This window comes from Anaerocolumna chitinilytica, assembly GCF_014218355.1.
GTDB lineage: Bacteria > Bacillota > Clostridia > Lachnospirales > Lachnospiraceae > Anaerocolumna > Anaerocolumna chitinilytica.
On record NZ_AP023368.1, the window covers coordinates 4,963,209 to 4,982,023 of the forward strand.

General features: G+C 40.7%; 12 protein-coding genes. All 12 read right to left on the reverse strand.

The annotated features are described in order from the left end of the window. Positions 1-44: 44 nt before the first annotated feature. Complete coding sequence (locus tag bsdcttw_RS21600; protein ID WP_185256853.1) at positions 45-1,133, reverse strand: PucR family transcriptional regulator; 1,089 nt, start codon at positions 1,131-1,133, stop codon at positions 45-47. Positions 1,134-1,413: 280 nt separating this feature from the next. Further along, complete coding sequence (locus bsdcttw_RS21605; RefSeq protein ID WP_185256854.1) at positions 1,414-2,526, reverse strand: ABC transporter ATP-binding protein; 1,113 nt, start codon at positions 2,524-2,526, stop codon at positions 1,414-1,416. Between the two features lie 198 nt (positions 2,527-2,724). Next, positions 2,725-3,600, reverse strand: a complete 876-nt coding sequence (locus tag bsdcttw_RS21610; protein ID WP_185256855.1) for a YitT family protein — start codon at positions 3,598-3,600, stop codon at positions 2,725-2,727. 288 nt (positions 3,601-3,888) lie between these two features. Beyond that, the gene (locus tag bsdcttw_RS21615) at positions 3,889-4,920 is read right to left on the reverse strand and encodes a glycoside hydrolase family protein (RefSeq protein ID WP_185256856.1); all 1,032 of its coding nucleotides are present in this window, start codon (positions 4,918-4,920) and stop codon (positions 3,889-3,891) included. Positions 4,921-4,973: 53 nt separating this feature from the next. Beyond that, positions 4,974-6,563, reverse strand: coding sequence for an alpha-amylase family protein (locus tag bsdcttw_RS21620; RefSeq protein ID WP_185256857.1), 1,590 nt, complete (start codon positions 6,561-6,563; stop codon positions 4,974-4,976). A gap of 36 nt (positions 6,564-6,599) precedes the next feature. Further along, positions 6,600-7,889: a glycoside hydrolase family 125 protein gene (locus bsdcttw_RS21625; protein WP_185256858.1), complete on the reverse strand. Its 1,290-nt coding sequence runs from the start codon at positions 7,887-7,889 to the stop codon at positions 6,600-6,602. Between the two features lie 70 nt (positions 7,890-7,959). After that, a complete protein-coding gene (locus tag bsdcttw_RS21630; protein ID WP_185256859.1) occupies positions 7,960-10,437 on the reverse strand; it encodes a glycoside hydrolase family 38 N-terminal domain-containing protein in 2,478 nt (825 codons plus the stop codon). Between the two features lie 117 nt (positions 10,438-10,554). Beyond that, entirely contained in the window at positions 10,555-11,880 is a 1,326-nt protein-coding gene (locus bsdcttw_RS21635; RefSeq protein WP_185256860.1) for an ABC transporter substrate-binding protein, read from the reverse strand. 63 nt (positions 11,881-11,943) lie between these two features. Next, positions 11,944-12,792 (reverse strand): carbohydrate ABC transporter permease, encoded by an 849-nt coding sequence (locus bsdcttw_RS21640; RefSeq protein ID WP_185256861.1) that lies wholly within the window; start codon positions 12,790-12,792, stop codon positions 11,944-11,946. Positions 12,793-12,807: 15 nt separating this feature from the next. Then, positions 12,808-13,704, reverse strand: a complete 897-nt coding sequence (locus bsdcttw_RS21645; RefSeq protein WP_185256862.1) for a carbohydrate ABC transporter permease — start codon at positions 13,702-13,704, stop codon at positions 12,808-12,810. Positions 13,705-14,200: 496 nt separating this feature from the next. Next, a complete protein-coding gene (locus bsdcttw_RS21650) occupies positions 14,201-15,316 on the reverse strand; it encodes a GntR family transcriptional regulator (protein ID WP_185256863.1) in 1,116 nt (371 codons plus the stop codon). 201 nt (positions 15,317-15,517) lie between these two features. Then, positions 15,518-18,661, reverse strand: coding sequence for an alpha-mannosidase (locus bsdcttw_RS21655; protein WP_185256864.1), 3,144 nt, complete (start codon positions 18,659-18,661; stop codon positions 15,518-15,520). Between the last annotated feature and the right edge of the window lie 154 nt (positions 18,662-18,815).

Below are 18,815 nucleotides of genomic sequence, written 5' to 3' on the forward strand. Positions count from 1 at the left end.
AGCCCATCCCTCTTATCCAGCAATATGATTTCTTAAGCTTATCTCTAGTATTCCAGTGTTTCCATATACTTCATGTATTTTACAACCATCAGAGCAATCTTAAAGGTAATTGCATCTTCAAATACTCTTAAATCCAGGTTAGTACTCTTTTGAAGTTTATCCAGACGGTAAACAAGTGTATTTCTGTGAATATACAGCTGTCTGGAGGTTTCAGATACATTCAGATTATTCTCAAAGAATTTGTTTATGGTAGTCAGCGTCTCTTCGTCAAATTCATCGGGAGACTTTCCATCAAATATTTCCTTGATAAACATCTTGCATAAAGGCATGGGAAGCTGGTAAATAAGACGACCGATACCGAGATTGCTATAAGCCATAACATTTCTGTCACTATAAAAAATCTTTCCGACATCCAATGCCATCTTAGCTTCTTTGTATGACCTGGAAACATCCTTAATTTCATTTACGATAGTACCAAAAGCAACATGTACCTTGGTCATAGCTTCTGTATTGAGCATGTCCAGGATAATCTTTGCTGTCTTATTCATATCGTCATAATTCTCAGTGGGCTTAAGTTCTTTTACAAGAATGATGTTCTTCTCATCAACTGCGGTAATAAAGTCTTTTGTCTTACCGGAGAAAAGACCTCTGACAGTCTCTAGGGCATTGATGTCCTTCTCATTCTTTGTTTCTATGATAAATACTACTCTTCTTACATCTGTTTCAATGTGCAGCTTCTTTGCTCTGTTATAGATATCCACTAATAACAGGTTGTCTAAGAGAAGGTTCTTAATAAAGTTATCCTTATCATATCTCTCTTTGTAAGCTACAAGCAGATTCTGTATCTGGAAGGAAGCAATCTTTCCAACCATATATACGTCATCACTGTCACCCTTTGCCAAGATTACATATTCTAACTGATGTTCATCGAACACCTTAAAGAACTGGTAACCCTGAAGCACCTGGCTGTCGGCGGGAGAATCCACAAAGTTGAGAACAGCATTCTCATAATCATCTGCATTATTTATCGTAGTTGCCAGTGTCTTTCCTTCTGTATCCATTACACAAAGATCAATCCTGGTTATGCCTTTTAATCCCTCAATGGTGCTTTGCAGGATCTGGTTTGATATCATATTGTCACTCCTTTTTCTTTACGTTCTCATTGTTTCATTTTTATAACCCCTATTTTAGCATTCCTTTCGTAAGAAGTAAACTAAATTTATATAATTTTAATAATATTTTTCGTACAATAATATTAATTCCAACTATTTTCTATATTGTTTATATATTAAACTATATGGAAGATAAACTCTGGCCTATCATAAGAGGTTATATAGCAAGATAACAAAAGCAGGGAGAATCCATAAGGTGCTCCCTGCTTTCTATATATGATATTTCATAATTTCAATATTATTAGTGTGTAATAACCTGCTCTGTTTCCTTATCAAATACATGAATCTTTGTTAAGTCAAAAGCAACCTTAATTGTATCGCCAGGTCTTGCAGTTGTACGAGGATTTACTCTTGCAGTTACATCGAACTGATCTACTGAGAAATACAGGTAAACTTCAGCACCTAATAATTCGTATACTCTTACAGTTGCACTAACAACGCTGTCAGGTGAGCTGCTGATGAACATTTCTTCATCTTTTACATCTTCAGGACGAATTCCTAACATAACTGTCTTGTTCTCATATCCGCCATCAAGAATCTTCTTACCCTTTGCTTCAGGTAATTTGATGGAGTGGGAACCAAACTGTAAGGAAACGGTATTTCCGGTCTTTACAACTGTGGACTCGATGATGTTCATCTGAGGAGATCCGATGAATGTAGCAACGAATAAGTTGTTAGGCATATTGTAAAGATTCTGAGGAGAATCTACCTGCTGAACGATACCATCCTTCATAACAACGATTCTTGTTCCTAATGTCATAGCTTCTGTCTGATCATGTGTTACGTAGATAATGGTTGTCTGTAATCTCTGATGTAATTTAGAAATCTCGATACGCATCTGTACTCTTAGCTTAGCATCCAAGTTGGATAAAGGCTCATCCATAAGGAATACTTTAGGATTACGAACGATAGCACGACCCATAGCAACACGCTGTCTCTGACCACCGGATAAAGCCTTGGGTTTACGGTCTAATAAATGTTCGATATCCAGAGTTTTAGCTGCTTCACGAACTAATTTATCAATCTGGTCCTTCGGTGTCTTTCTTAATTTAAGACCGAATGCCATATTATCATAAACAGACATGTGAGGATACAAAGCATAGTTCTGGAAAACCATCGCAATATCTCTATCCTTAGGTTCTACGTCATTTACTAACTTATCAGAAATCCATAATTCCCCACCAGTGATTTCTTCAAGTCCAGCGATCATACGTAAAGTTGTAGATTTACCGCATCCTGAAGGTCCTACGAAGATGATGAATTCTTTATCTGCAATTTCAAGATTAAAATCTTTAACAGCTACGAAACCGTTAGGATATGTTTTATTGATGTTTTTTAAAGATAAACTTGCCATTTTTATAATTTCCTCCCTAAATTTTTATGTCATCATGTGTCCTGTCTTGTACTATTACTATATGTTTTACTATACACTATTAGCACTGCTAAAGCCATATCCCAATTCCACAAATTAATTTTTGCCATTTTGTATACTTTGTATATTCATCGCAAAAATAAGTACTTTTACCGATTTTTAGTTGTTTTCGCATTAAAATTACTGTCTATATTCTCTAAAGCCCTCACCCATGACCTCTCTTGCGTCGCTCACAATAATGAAAGCTTTGGGATCAACTTCTGCTACCAGTTCTTTCAGTTCCACAATTTCTTTTTTTGAAACCACGCAAAAAAGCATTTTTTTGTCCTTGTTGGAATACATACCGGTGGCAGATATACCGGTTACCCCTCTGTCCAATTGCTCCATTATCTTCTGTGCAATACGATCATATTCATCCGATATAATATAAGCCATCTTCGCAAACTTAAGTCCTTCCAGGATACTATCGGATATTTTAGCGGATATATATACCGCAATGATAGCATAAAGGGCCTTGGTAATACCAAAACTGATAATACCGATGATAACTACCAAACCATCGATTACCGTAAGAATCCTTGGAACTGTATAATAAGGCTTAAACTTATGAATGATCATAGCCAGTAAATCCGTGCCTCCGGTAGATGCATTCGCAGCAAACACAAGCCCGATTCCGGTACCACCGATTACTCCTCCGAAAACTGCTGCCAGCAGATAATCCTGTCCCACAAAATGAAAGGTAGTCGGAACCAACGCAAGTGCTATTGTAAAGCTCACTTCCGCAAACAGTGCATGTTTTACAAAGGTTTTGCCCCGAACGATAACAGCGGTTATAAACAAGGGAATGTTTAATAATAAGTTGGTAATCCAGAGAGGAATACCTCCTTCAATAAAGACTCCTGTTACTTTCTTAATAACAATTGCCAGACCGGAGAGACCTCCTGTTACCATCTCCAATGGTTCATATACCACATTAACGGACACTGCCATAAGGATAGTTCCTACAATAATGAGGATATAGTGTGCAAATTTATGTTTATAAAGATGTGCTTCCATGATACATCCACCTTTTCTATGGGTATTCTGTTTCTATTATAATACTATTTCTTTTATTTTGGCTCTTTGCTACTTCTTTATACAAGCTTTTCCAAAACCTTCTGAAAGGTTTATATGGATAAATCATCCAAGAGGCCAAAATATAGTATAACAGAATCAATAAGCAAAAACAAGGCGATTGTATCTTAAGCAGCATCCTAATGGTTATTGTAGTACTAGCATACAATTCCCCGGGGATGAAAATGACATTTAATCTACAGCTAGGTAGACTGACAAAAGAATTGACAGTTAATCATTTCTAATCGGGATAACCATATTCCAGGTATGCGAGAACTGATAAGGGGAATCACCGTTTCCGGTAGCCAGAAACAAATGGGTGGGTTTTCCGTTCTCAAACAGCAAGCTGGGGCGTTCCAGATTACATTGTGTGGTTACACTCCCATCCTCCCACAAAACCTCTCTGCTGTATACCAATGGGTCTTCTGCTATATTCCAATGGATACAGTCTTTGCTGGAGGCATAAATACCGGACCCCCATTTTCCGCTGATTCCACCGCAGTCATTTTTATAATCATCTTTTATTAATAAGTGGAACATCTCGTCCTCGTACCACATAAAAGGGTCTTCCAAATGAATGTCAGGGTTATCAAAATGAAAAATCGGTTTATCCGATAACCGCTTGTATTCTCCCCAGGGCTTATCCGCTATTGCTACACCGATTTGCAATGTTGAGGCGGCATAGGTTCTCGATTTGTACAGCATATAAGTGGTGCCGTCATCTAGAATCACAGCGGAAGGATTCGTGGTGGCGGTGCAATCCCAATGGTTATAATCTCTTGGTTCCAGAATAGGCTTATCAAATCTTTTCCAGGGTCCAAAAACCGAATCAGAGATTGCCAGACCAATACGTTTATTATTCCAAACTTCCGTAAATCTCTCACTTGAGATTTCTTTTTCCCCTCCCGGAATCGGTCCGCCATAAGTTGTCCCCATATAATATAGAAAATATTTGTTGTTCCATTTCCTGATGGAAGGATTATGTACATTCATTCCGTCAAAGAATTCTCTGCCTCTTCTGGATAAGACAACTTCTTCAAATTGATAAGGCCCTTGAGGTAAATCACTGGAGGCTCTGACAATTTCACAATTGAACAGCCAATTTGCGCCAAATCCCATTTCTTTCGGCCAGCGCGAGGCAAACATATGATACCGGTTATCTTCACCTTTTATTACAGAACCGCACCATATCCAGTAATTCTCCATATAAAAGCCGCCGTTTTTCGGAGCCGGCTGTAACCTGCCGGTAAAAGGATTCTGCATTAAGACCAACCTCCAATTTCATAATATATAGAAAATAAAATCCGTTCACCTGGTTATAAAGAAGAAAAATCCTCAAGACCAAAGGGGCGTATCCAGTTATAAGACTTTGGCTCACCGTTAATATTATAATTCTCAGGTATAGTGGTATGCATCCAGTCCAGGGCTTCCAAGTCATCCTTTTGTTCACTGGCCCGGCCAAAAGCTGCCTTTAAGTCTTCTTTCATTTCTGCGGTTACCTCCTCGGGGTCCACCGATACAAATAAAGGTGTGCCGCTTAAGGACAATAAATCAAGAAACTTTTTATTATCTTTCCATTCAATATCCGAAGTTATTCCCACACAGTCCGCATCTATATGGAAGAAATTCTTGTGCTGCCCCATTCGAAAGCACAGAGTATTTACTCCCATCATGATACTGCGGTCATAGGAATGTCCGCTGGTATCATCTCCGCTTCTGTGCAGATGTATATAACCGCTTGCCAGATGTCCGATTACATTACAGCCTATAATCACTGCATTTCCGGCATTTTCATAAATTACCCGGTACAAATCCTTTATTGCTTCCGCAGAGGTCTTACTGCGGTCCTTCAGCCCCCATCCCTCCTGTTTTAACCAGGGTAGAGGCTGGCTATAGAAGTCGCCATAAAAATCATAGGTTGCAAAATCATACTTAATCAGTTCATAACCCCAGTCTGCAACTCTTCTTACATCCTCCCCAATCAATTGGAGGGCTTCTGCCTGAGAAATATCCAGAGCATTCCGGTTTCTTTCTGAGCGAAGTGATTCCTTTAAAAACATCTCATTTGTTTCCAGCGGCCTTATCCAGATACCGGGGCGCACACCCATGCCCCGCATCTTATCCGCTAACCCCTTCATATCCGGGAATCTGACATTGCCTCTTTCATAAGGTCTTCCTGCCGCCCCTTTCGTGAGGGCCAGTTCCTGCCAGCAATCATCAATTACCATATAAGGTCTGTTTATTAGCCCTTCTGTCAGTTCTGCCAATAAAGCGGTGTCCTTTAATACCCTCTCTTCAGAACTGTTTCCATAGGCATAATACCAGTTATTACTGCCATAAACAGGTTCCTCGGGAAAAACAGGCTGATCGCTAAGTGCCTGACAAAAATCTTTCATAAAAGAGAAGGATTTTTGGCTCACTGCACTCTTTCTTTCTATCAAGCAGGCAAGTACTAATTCTCTTCCTCCCAAAATAACTCCCTTAGCACCGCTGCGGGTATCCAGCCACAGTGTGATACCTTCCGGGTCACACATCCAAAAAGCAAGTGCAGAGGGTCTTACTTTAACACCATAGCCTAAGGTTTCTTTCTCACAGGCAGCCATAAAGTACCAAGGCATAATGCGCTGGGGATCCATCCCTTCCCATTTTAGGTTCCCATAGCCTCGTTCAATGGCATCTCCCAGAAAATAATAATTTTCATCCCAGCTGCCGTTAAACCTGCAAACCACAAAGCGAACGGGTGTATCCTCTGCAGTCAATGAAATCCTCAGTTCCTTGTTTGCCAACTCGGTTTTAACCTGTACATCACCATAAGAATAGCAATCCCCTTCCTGAGACAGCAATCTTTTTTCTGTTTCTGTGACCAGGCGAATGTAATCCGGTAACCTATTAATATGAATCCCCATTGCAACTCCTTTCCGATAATCCCTTGCTTGATTTTATTACTCTTTAAAAAAGCCTTCCTCCATGAGTTTATCCAGCAATTCTCCCAGCAAAGAGTTGGCCCAGGCAAACCAAGGTCTGGTATATTCCTCCGCCTTATTAGGATTAAAGGATTCATGCATAAAGTTCGTATCCCCATGTGTTTTTGCTAACATTTCAAGACACTGCATAATTTCCTCCCTATTTGTAGAGGTTAATGCCTGCATCGTAATCCCGATACACCATACATATCCATCAGGGGTATGAGGGCTTCCCACACCTTTTGCCATAGTACCTTCAAAATAATAAGGATTTTCTTTTGAAAGGACAAAAGCTCTGGTGCGTTTATACATCTCATCTTCTGCATCTGCATATCCCAGATAAGGAATTGCCAAAAGACTGGGGGAATTGGCATCATCCATCAGCACATGATTACCCATTCCGTCCGTTTCATATGCATAGATCTTCCCAACTTCAGGATAATCTACAATTGCATATTCTTCAATACCTTTTTGAATTTCTTCTGCCAGCCTGTTACACTCAGCTCCAGTATTCTCTGCACTGTAAAAGGCCTCCATAATTTCTGCCGCATATCTTAAGGCTTGGACAGCCATCATATTGGAAGGAACCAGGTACCCATAAATACAGCGGTCATCGGAAGGTCTGAAACCGGACCAGGTCATTCCGCAGGGAGCCACTACATTTCCTTTTCCCTCCCTGGGCAGCGTATCTGTTTCAACACAGTTGAACCGCTGAAAGTAATAAGGGGAATTGGCACAGTGGTCCTGCTCTGTGCGGAATACCTCTATAATCTTCTTTACCATTTTCAGAAAATTCTCCTGAAAGATATCCGTTGTTCCTGTTTCCTTCCAATATCTATAAGCTAAATAAAGCGGTGCACACAAAGAGTCCACTTCATATTTTCTTTCCCATACTCCGTCATTACACAGGGTCTCATCCTTATGCCCTCTGCCATTAAAGGCTTCATTAAAAGCATTTGCATAAGGGTCCAGCAGTACGAATTCAATCTGTTTTTCAAGAACCCCTCTTATTACCGTATCTAGTTCACTATCTTCTTTTGCATACTTTATGTAATGCCTTACCTGTGCCCCGGAATCCCTCAGCCACATAGCGGGAATATCACCGGTAATAACAAAATAGCTCCCATCCTCCAGTTGCTTTACTGTGGTTTCAATGGTATTCAAAAAACACTGACTGACCAGTGGTGCCATCTTCGGATAAGTCTTTTCATAATATTGTTCCAGTTCCTTTGCTCTGTCAATCAGTATCTTTGGAATTGATTTCAGCATATTTTTTAACTCCTCGCATCAAATATTTCAGTTTCTTCTAATTATATTGTCTTGGCTTCATCCAAATCTGTTATTGATATTCTTCAATCAATCCAATTTCCGTAAGACAGGATTCTTCCAGGTCTATCTTGTACGTCTTCACTTCAAAGCCCTTTAAAAATACATTCTGGTCTATTCTTCCATCCAAAAGGCGAATCTTGGCTTCTGTATCCTTTCCCGTGCTTTCATAAATCCTTAGAATATACCCCTTAAAATTATGGGCTCTTTTTATGGCAGAAATTATCACCTGAGGGTTATCTATCGTAATAAACTGCGCTGCCCTCTCACCCTCTTCCGGAGGACAGTAAGAAAAGCCATAGGGCTCCTCATTAAATGCAGCTGCTTCCCCGTCTATTCTTTGCTCTGTTTCCTCTACGGAACCACCCTGTATACGGAAACGGTAAAAGCGTTCTCCCTGCTCCATTCTCGGCGCCCATTGCTCTTCCTGAAGGGCCTTTCCCATTATAAAGTCAGAAGAAGTATAACCTGCACTGCGAAGCAGGGTTACACCCAGCTCACATCCTGTATAACTGGCTCCGTAGGTACCGTTATTTATAACTGCCAGAGCTTTATCTATGTTCTTATCTTTTGCCATAATCCATTTCTGGGATACTGTTTCTTTTCCTTTTTTCAATTCTTCCCGGCCAAACATAATCTGTCCGGAAAAGCTTTCATTCTCTTCGGGTGTTTTAAGAACTGCCTTTAGGTACTTCTCTTTTTCCTGAAAATTAACACCTATTTCAACATCAAAGCCGCTGCCTTTTTTCGGCAGCTGATATCTGATATATGCCTTGCTGTCATGCAAACCAAACACTGCTTCCACGGTCGTACGAACATCTCCGTCTTCAATGACTCTGACCGCCGGAATAACCTTTTCACTTAGTCCGCAATACTCAGCCGCTTCGTGAGATGTCAGAAGCTGAAAGTTCCTTCTGCTATGGGACTCTTTTTTCCCAAGTCCCCAGGGATTATGGGTGTCATCATAGCAAGCCAGCTGAAAGCTCTCTTTCGTCAGATAACAAATACCATTCTTTGAATACTCCTTTAAAAGACCGGTGGTGGTATCAATTACAACTTTCATTTCTCCGTTATCAAACACATACTCTTCGCTGGATACGATTTCGGAAAATACCGGACGTTTTGGCAGCGGTTTGAAATAAACATCCATACGGTTCATTTGCCCTGCCTTGAGAGTGGCCTGCACTGCTATTTTCTTTCTCCAGTCCAGGTTGAAATTACTGGATTCCTTTTCTGCCTGCGCCGGTATTTCTTCGCCATCAAAGACTACTTTCGGATACATAAAATCAGTGGTCCAGTTCTGCTTTGGCAGTCCCGTTTCACAAGTAAAGACACCGGTTATATCAAAGGGATGAGGGTTATAAAACAGAATAACAGAACTGCCCTCTTTTACCCGTTCTTCTCCGCTAGCCAATGCAAGAGCCGCAGAGTGCTTCACCCGGCTCATTAGTTCCAGTCCGTAATCCAACAGGCGCAAGGTGTCAGTTTCAACGAATGGGCTGCCGGAACCCGGCAATGCATCATGAAATTCGCTAAATATCAGTGCATGTTCCGCCTCCTTTAGTTCCTTATCCGGATAACTTCTGCCGAACTGGAGAGAAGCTGCTGCTGCCATTTTTTCGGCAGTATACAATTCATTCTCTAGTTCACGGTGTTTTTGTTTTACCCTGATCTGAGAAGTATAGCAGCCTTCTGCTACCGGATTCAAACCGTCTGCTACCCTTGGAAGCTCCATGGGCCTTGCCGTTCTTTCCTTAAAATAAGCTTCCGGTGTGGAATGAATCAAATTATAGCTGCTATTATCCTTTGCCAGTTCTTTCAGATCCTGCAGATCTTTTCTGGAGGGACCGCCTCCATGATCTCCTACTCCCCAAAGATATAATGTAACTTCTTCCGCTTCCTTATCTGGCAGAAATTCCGTCAGTTCTTTTGCTGCCTGGCCCCATACGGAATTGTAATTTTCATCAGACCGATGCACAATAATCTTGGAGCCTTCCAGGCCTACCCATTCAAAATCCTGTTCTTCAAAAGGGAATCCATTCTTCGCAGGCCGGCACACGATATAGGAGTCGTAGCCAGCCTTTGTTAATATCTGCACCAACCCGCGGGAATGTCCGAAGGAATCAAAGTTAATTGCCGTAGTGGGACGGGCGTTAAAGTATTCCTGAAAGAATCTTCTTCCTCTTTCAATATTCCGGACAATGGATTCTCCCGAAGGCATATTACAGTCGGGCTGCAGATACCACCCTCCCATAATGTTCCATCTACCTTCCTGCACTGCAGTTTGCAGCTTCTGAAACAGACCTATACTGTTCTCTTTCACCCATTCGTATAGAATAGCTTCATTATGATTGAATACAAAACCTTCAAATTCTCTTGTCAGTTCTTCTGCCGTTCTAAAAGTAGAAAGTGCTTCCGAGCATCCCTCCTGCCACCTCCACAGCCATACAGGATCAAGGTGGGCATTTGCGATTAAATGTATGTTTTTCATGTTGTTTTCACCCCCTGAAATTTAGAAGAGACATCCGGCAGCCGGTTTAACTTGCTGCCGGGTGTCTCTTATTGTTCTTAAGAATTGTCTTAAGACTTCTATTTACCCGGTTATTTCTTAATTACCTGCAATAATCCCATTAATCTGATTAGCCACATCCTGAAGCTTGGTAAGCGGATCTTTGCTTTCGCCATCCAGTATGTTATTGTATACAGGATCCCAAAGCTTTCCGGCATCAGATGACCAGTCAGCTGCATAACGCACACCGTTTTTGGTCTTTGTTTCCATCATGGTTTTAACAGCTTCTGCTACTTCCGGATGTCCTTTTTCATTCATTACATCATAGAATACGGATGCAGATGCAGAATGTGCACAAGGTGCTACAGGAGTAACCTTTAATACTGTCTGGTATAAATCACTGGACATAAACTTGATCAGCTCCCAGGTTTCTTCCGGATGAGCAAGATTTTTAGGAGACATCCAACCTACTGTATCATAAGTAGTTGTTCTTCCGTTAGGTCCCTGAGGAGTAGGTGCATAGCCCCATTTCAGGTCAGGACAGTTCTTTAACAGAGAATCCACTTCCCACTGACCGTAGTACATTAAAGCCATTTCACCTGCTTCAAACATAGAGTTCTGGTTTGTAACCTCATAAGTTCTTTTCGGTAAAGTACCATCTGCTATCAAGCTCTGAATTTTTGTAGCCTGTTCAATAAATTTATCATCTACTGTTACTTTCGTTGTTCCCATAACCTTATCCATTAAAGGAGCTCCGCCGTAAGAAGTACTGATGTTGGCAACTCCAAAACCGGAGGTATCCAAGCCATAAATACCATACTTCTCTTTTGCAGGGTCTTTCAGTTTTTCAGCCATAGCCCACAGATCATCCCAAGTCCAGTCTGCAGTAGGTTCACTAACGCCTGCTGCTGCCAGTAAATCCTTGTTGTAGAAAACACCATATACATTTACAAGGCTGGGGAAACCATAAGTCTTTCCGTCAAGCTGCCATCCATTCATCGTTCCTTCATAAAGAGATTTTACAAAGTCAGGCTCTGCTGCCACTTTATCTGTCCAGTCTGTGAGGAGTTTTTTCTGGTAAAAAGAAGCTGCCATATCATATCCGCCCTGGAATACATCCGGAGCTTCGCCTGCAGTAATCATTCCTGCCAGCTGCTGGCCGTAATCGGAATAGGAACCTTTTACGATTTCTACTTTAATATTCGGATGTGCTTTGGTAAATACGTTGTCAAATGCATCCTGAATTGCAGCATTCATTTCATCGCTTTCCCAGTCCACTACCTTTAATGTTACCTGTTTGGGCTCTGACGAATCGCCAGAAGTCTTGCTGCTGTTTGCCCCATTGCTTTTGCAGCCTGCCAGCATAGCTGTGGTCATAATTGCACATAGACCGAGAGCCATTGCTTTTTTCATTCCTTTTTTCATAATGAAACCTCCAATATACTTTTATTTTGACTAGCAAAAATGCTAATTACGTCCCTAAAAACTTTACTTCACGCCGGAATTATTCATAGAGCCAAGGCCTTCCATGAAGTAATTCTGACAAATAAAGAAAATAATGAGTATCGGCAGCATATACATGATATCTGCGGCCATAAATAGATTCCACTGTGTTCCATATGTACTGCTGGTCATACGCCCAACTCCAAGTGCCAGTGTCCACTTCTCCGGTTTACTGATGATATATAAGAGGGGAGTAAGGTAATCATTCCAGGCTCCCTGGAAGGACTGTATTGCAATTACAGTGATTAACGGTTTTGACATAGGCGCTATAATACGGGTTAATATCTGAAGTCTGTTTGCACCGTCAATTCTTGCCGCATCATCATAAGATTTTGGTATGGTAGTCATAAACTGTCTTGCCAGGAAGGTCTGAAAAGGAGCTCCTAAAAAGCTCGGAATAATCATCGGCCACCAGGTTCCATAGGCACCAAGGGAAGCCCATAAACGGAATACCGGCATTACCGTAACCATTCCCGGAATCATCATTGATCCCACAATCAGATAGAACCAGAGTTTCTTACCCTTAAACTTTAATCTGGCCAGGGCATAACCTACGCTCATACAGCTGCAGATCTGACCAATGCTGACAATCACTGAGATAAATAAGGAATTTAGAAATTCTCTTCCGAATTTAATCTTTGCCAAACCATCCGTAAAGTTCTCCCAATGGAACTTAGAAGGTATAAACTGGGGCGGCACTTTAAATACAGCCGCATTATCCTTTAGCGCGGTAGTAAGCATCCATAGCAAAGGAAACAGCATAGGTATGCAGAATACCAGTATCAATACATAGCGGGCAGTCACATTCATTTTCTGCCTTTGTTTCTTTCCCATTTCCGGTTACCTCCGCTAATCATTTTCATAATATACAAAAGACTCTGACTTTTTAAATATTAAAGCTGTAAATGCCAGAATAATTAAAAAGAGTATCCATGATTCCGCACAGGCACGCCCATACTTCTGATTCGTAAATGCATTTACATAAATATCAAAATTAATAAATTGTGATGAGAAATTTGGTCCGCCGCCAGTCATAATCTGCGCTTCCGCAAAGGATTGCATGCAGCCAATCAAGCCTGTAATCAGCTGTAAGAAAATAACCGGTGTAATCATAGGAAGGGTAACATATTTGAATTGTGCCCAGCCCGTCGCCCCATCCAAGGAGGCAGCTTCAAAGACATCCGCCGGTACAGATTGCAGGCCGCTTAAGAAAATAATCATCATACCGCCTACTCCCCACCACTTAATAATACTTAGGGAAAATAATACAACTTTTTCACTGGTAAGCCAGCCCACCGGTGCAAGGCCAAGCTGTCCTAACAGACCATTCAACAATCCGACATCAGACTTAAAAATAAACTGCCATAATATGATAGCTGCAATTCCAGGCACTATCGTAGGCAAATAGTAAATTACACGAAATAATCGAATGCCCGGTATCTTCTTATTTAGCAGTACTGCAAGGGCAAGCCCCAGTATTAATGTAATCGGTACATTAATCAAGGCATATAAGAAAGTCACTCTGACAGATTTCCAAAACACCGGATCTACGGTCAGCAGATATTTAAAATTCTTCAGCCCTTTCCAAACGGGTGAATTGATACCGTCCCAGTCACAAAAGGCTGCGTACAGGGAATAGAGCATTGGATATGCACATAATACAGGAAACCCAATTAAGGTCGGTATCATAAACATATACGCCTGAAATCCCTCTTTCCTCCAAAAAGGTTTCCCTTTTCTTTTCATTCTTTTTTCCTCCTCCAATATCAACTGGCTCCTTTCAAAATGCTTTATGTCATTTCTTAATTAGCATGGGTATATTATATATACTATTTAATATTATGTCAATACATATTGCACAAATAATATTTATATTTTATTCTATTTTTAATGTTAATTAACATTATTTTATGTAAAATACATAAAACCCCAGATTTCTGCTTTAAATTATGACTATACTCCGCCTCAATATATGGTTATTTTAATGTAATATATCATTTAACTATATTTATATATCATTTATTTTCCAATTACTGCTTATAACATTTAACACAATTAACAAAACATCTTCTGCATTGAAACACACAAGTTAAGGCTCTTTACCAAAAGGAGCTCTCACTAATGGGCAGGTATATATCAGAACAAATAAAAGCCCTGTATAAAAGGAAAAGCATCACCTTTTACACAGGGCTTTCTGAAAGAGCCTGACACATATATTCATTTTAACAAAAAACTATTCCACCTATATCGTTTCCTGTTCTACAATTTGGTAGGGCACCATAATAGTCTTGGTACTTCCATTGCCATTTATCACATCCAATAATGTCTCTACTGCAACCTGACCAATTTTAGATTCTCCCTGTTTCACATGGGTGAATGGATATTGACCGATTATATTGTCATTACAGTCAAAACATACTATTGGGTATTTCTTATCCAAGCCTTTATCCAAAAGACATTTATGCAGGATAAGTGCAATTCCGTATTCTGCTGCCAGAAAAGCTTCCACATTTGGATGATTCTCCAAATGCCGGAATATCTTTTCCATATCTCCCTCAATCATTTCATCATAATGCTTACTTGGCAATGTAGCTCTTAAATCTGTAATCCAGTTACTGGCATCCGTGATAATACCATATTCATTCATAGCCGAAACAAAACCCTTTTGCCGTTCCTGCAGAGTAGAGGTTTCATCCGCATCCGGCTTCACAAAGCAAATTCCGCGGTAGTTGTTATCTAAAAGGTATTTTGTCAAGTCCTTAGCTGCTGCTATATTATCCGTACCGACATGAGGAACCGGAATTCCTTTCATCTGACGATCCACTGTAACAACCGGGAAATGCTCCACCACCATCTGCAAAATTTTAGGATTATAATTCTCATCCTGGGAGCACATAATAATCATGCCTTCCACTCCCAGCTTCAAAAAATCATCAATTGCCCGGGATTCATTATCAATGGAGCCATCACTGCAGCGTAACACCATGGTGAGACCCTTACTGCGGCATTCCCGTTCAATGCTGTTTAAAAGCACAGTACCAAAACCATTCCCGAAGCCCTCTAAAATCACCCCTATCAGACGTAATTTTCCGGAGGCTCCATCTGCCATATTCTGTTTCTCATTCACTGTTTCTAATTCTTCAGGTCCGTTTACAAAGGAACCTTTTCCGGCCATCCGCACAATTTTGCTTTCTTTTGCCAGCATCTCCAAGGCCTTTTTACTTGTTATCCTGCTGACATCATATTGCTCAGCCAGTTCCTTTTCAGAAGGGATCCTATCCCCCGGCTTATACCTTCCTCCAGCAATTGCGCCGGCTATGTCCATGTAAATCTGTTCATAAAGTGGCGACTGTTTCATTTCTTGTTTCGAAATCCTTTCTTAATCCCTTTTCTCATCACACGCTTTGAGGAATGTAATACCGTGTTAGCCAGCCTAGCGTATATCCTTTATTTTAGCACAGGAAGCCATTTCTTACAATTATTTTCCTTACCTATCCATTTCCTTTAGAAGCTTTCTGTGCTGTTTTTCTGCATGCAGATACTTATGTGCAATCCTTTATTACAGCTGTTTGTAAACAATTTTCAAGGTTACGATTTCATAAGGCTTAATGCAAAAGGAGATATGTTTTGTATTAACTGCGATTACTTTTTCTTCCTCTTCCAGCATAGAACAAATCGCAACTTTTTCCGCTTCTTCCGGCAGAGTCATATTCACTTCATTACGCTGGTTATAATATTCATACAAGCGCAGTATCTGCACATTTTCTTCCATTTCCTCAGATGCTTTTACAACTTCAAGCATAACATTTTCATTGTCAATCTCAGCAGCGCTGTAAACAGAGGGCTTATTCCCTTCCGTTTTGGATTTTACATCCGCAAACAGAGGATTATTTAATTCATAGGCCTCTTTAACCGTACCGCCGGTTCGAAAATCACCTTTGTGAGGGTACAATGAATAGGTAAATTCGTGTTTTTCTTTATCCGCAGACGGATTAGGACTAGTTGCGGACTTTAACAGAGAGAGTCCTATAACGCCTTCATGGACATGGCAGCCATATTTGCAATCATTTAGGAGACTCACACCATAATTATTTTCATGAACATCCAGCCATTTATGATGGCATACTTCGAAACGTGCGGCATCCCAGGAGGTGTTATGATGAGTCGGACGGGTTACATTGCCGTATTGTATTTCATAATCCGCTTCATTACTGTGTATATCCACCGGGAATAAAGCCTTCAGGAAAACATGATCCTGTTTCCAGTCAATTTCTGTCTTAATGTCTATTCTCTTACTGTCATGGCACAAATAGATGTACTGTGTGATGGTTGAATCCAAATATTTTCTTTCCACCTTCATGCAGGCTCTTAGGCTGCCTCTTTCCACTACTTTCATTTCTGTGACATTATCTATTTCCCAACTTTTTTCCGTATAATAATTATTTACATCCCATGCATCCCAGTTGTGAGGGCGGTCTTCATATGACATAATGACATTGCCGCATTCACCGGGTTTTAATACCTCACGGTCATTTTCCTTATCATAAACAGAAAGGAACTGGCCTTTTTCATTAAAGGTGATGCGTATTAATGAGTTCTCCATACTGTCATTTGTGATTCTTAAGTCCGTTTCTGTAGTACTGCCATCAGCCAAGGCAAAGGTCTTATACCCTGCCGCCGGTACTTTAATCGCTCTGAATAAGATTCTTCCGTCTGCCAGTTTTTCATAGGGGAGGTAATTCTCCCCGTCTGTAACCAATCCCTTGTCAGCTGCATTTGGCGTATCTGCAAGTACATATCCGGTTCCCAAAAATCCATTGGGATTATATACAACAATAGCGCCTTTTTCAGCCTTAATACTGTCTGTCAGAGAATCCACGGCTCCTTTTAAAAGGATGCTGCCTCTTGAGAATAAATCCTCATATTCTGCCTTTGAAACCTCATAAACCTCTTCGATGCTTGAGCCCGGTAAAATATCATGGAACTGATTTCGAAGCAGTATCTCCCACAAATCATCCAGCTGCTCTTTTGGATAAGCAGTTCTGTTAAGCTTGTTATCCATAGCACCGAATAATTCGATATTGTGCAGCAGAAATTCTGCCTTTCTGTTATATTTCTTATTTCTTGCCATTGAGGTATAAGTTCCTCTATGATATTCCAGATACAGCTCGCCGTTCCATTCCGGAAGATACTTCTTTCCCTCAACCTCTTTCTCCAGCTTATGAAAGAATTCATTGGAGGTAGCCTGTTTTGTTACAGGACAGCCCGGTATTCCCTTTTCCATTCGCCGTCCGGCCTCTAACATTTCTCTGGTCGGTCCGCCGCCGCCGTCTCCGTAGCCATAAGCCATCAGTACCTCGGAATTCAGGTATTTCTGCTGATAACGCTGCCAGGAGCCTTTAACCTGAGAAGGTTCTAGCATTCCGTTATAGGTAGTAAAGAAATTCTTTGATACCAGGCTCTTATCATAATCACTTGCCGGAACAAAATGGGTCAGAACCTTGCTTCCGTCAATACCAATCCAATTAAAGGTATCGTATGGCATTTTGTTGAATTCATTCCAGCTGATTTTTGTGGTCATAAAAAAGCGTACACCGCATTTTAACATAATCTGAGGCAGTGCAGCAGAATAACCGAATACATCCGGCAGCCATAATACTTCATTATCTTTCTGAAACTCTTTTTGAAAGAAGCTTTTTCCTTTTACAAACTGTCTGACCAGAGATTCTCCTCCTGTCAGGTTACAGTCGGCTTCAACAAACATTCCGCCTTCTGTTTCCCATCTGCCTTCCTCTACCCGGTTCTTTATTTCTTCATATACAGCCGGCTCACGTTCCTTTACCGCCTTGTACAAATGGGGCTGACTGGACATAAAGCGGTATTCCGGATATTCCTCCATCAAGCGAAGCACCGTAGAGAAGCTGCGCACCGCCTTATCCTTCGCTGTCTCCAGAGTCCATAGCCATGCTATATCAATATGGGTATGCCCCACACACCAGACTTCTTCCTTTTCCCGGTTACATCTCTTTTCGTAAAATTCTTTCTCAAGAAAAGCCTGTGCCGCAGCCAGGGATTCATAAAACTCTGGGGAATAAGCCTTCCGAAAATCCAATAGATTTAAGGATTCATTAAGGGTCAGTAAGATTTCATAGCTTTCCTTTTCGTCTTCTTTCATTAGCCCGGCTACGTCATAAGGAACTTTTACATCGTAATAATATTTCTCAATTTCTCTGTCTCTTACTGCAATTCTGGCATCCAGAATAGAATGGAAATGCATTTTACCCGTATATACACACAGAATAATGTTATATTCCTCACCTGCTCTTGCACACTCTTCCAGAATAACGGTCTCATGATTCTCATCAAGACCCTGACGGAGCTGTCCGTTAACATATAATCGGAATTGGGGATTTACAGTATCCCATCTTACCCCTCCAAAGTTATTGAGTCCAAAAATAACGCTTTGTCCTTCATAGCTCTGAGGTAATTTTACCTGCAGCCTATAGTAGTAATACTCATCCTTACCGCCTAAATCCATGGAGCCCGGAAACGCACTCCATTCTTTCTTGCTTAGCTCTGCCAAATCTTTTATCTGTTCTTTTAGAACTAAATATTCGGCACCGCTTATTTTCTCAACATTCTTCTCACGTAAAGCTGACAGGTGCCTTACCAGGCTTCCTATCCTCTCTTTTACCATAACCATAACAGCCCTCCATAAAAGTTGCATATAAACAAACCATACAGTATACACCAAATATATCATTTATATGCTATTTATATATTATTATATCATTATATTTCAAATAAACAACTATTATTTTATTTCGGTGTGTATATACCTAGGAATAGTAATAACC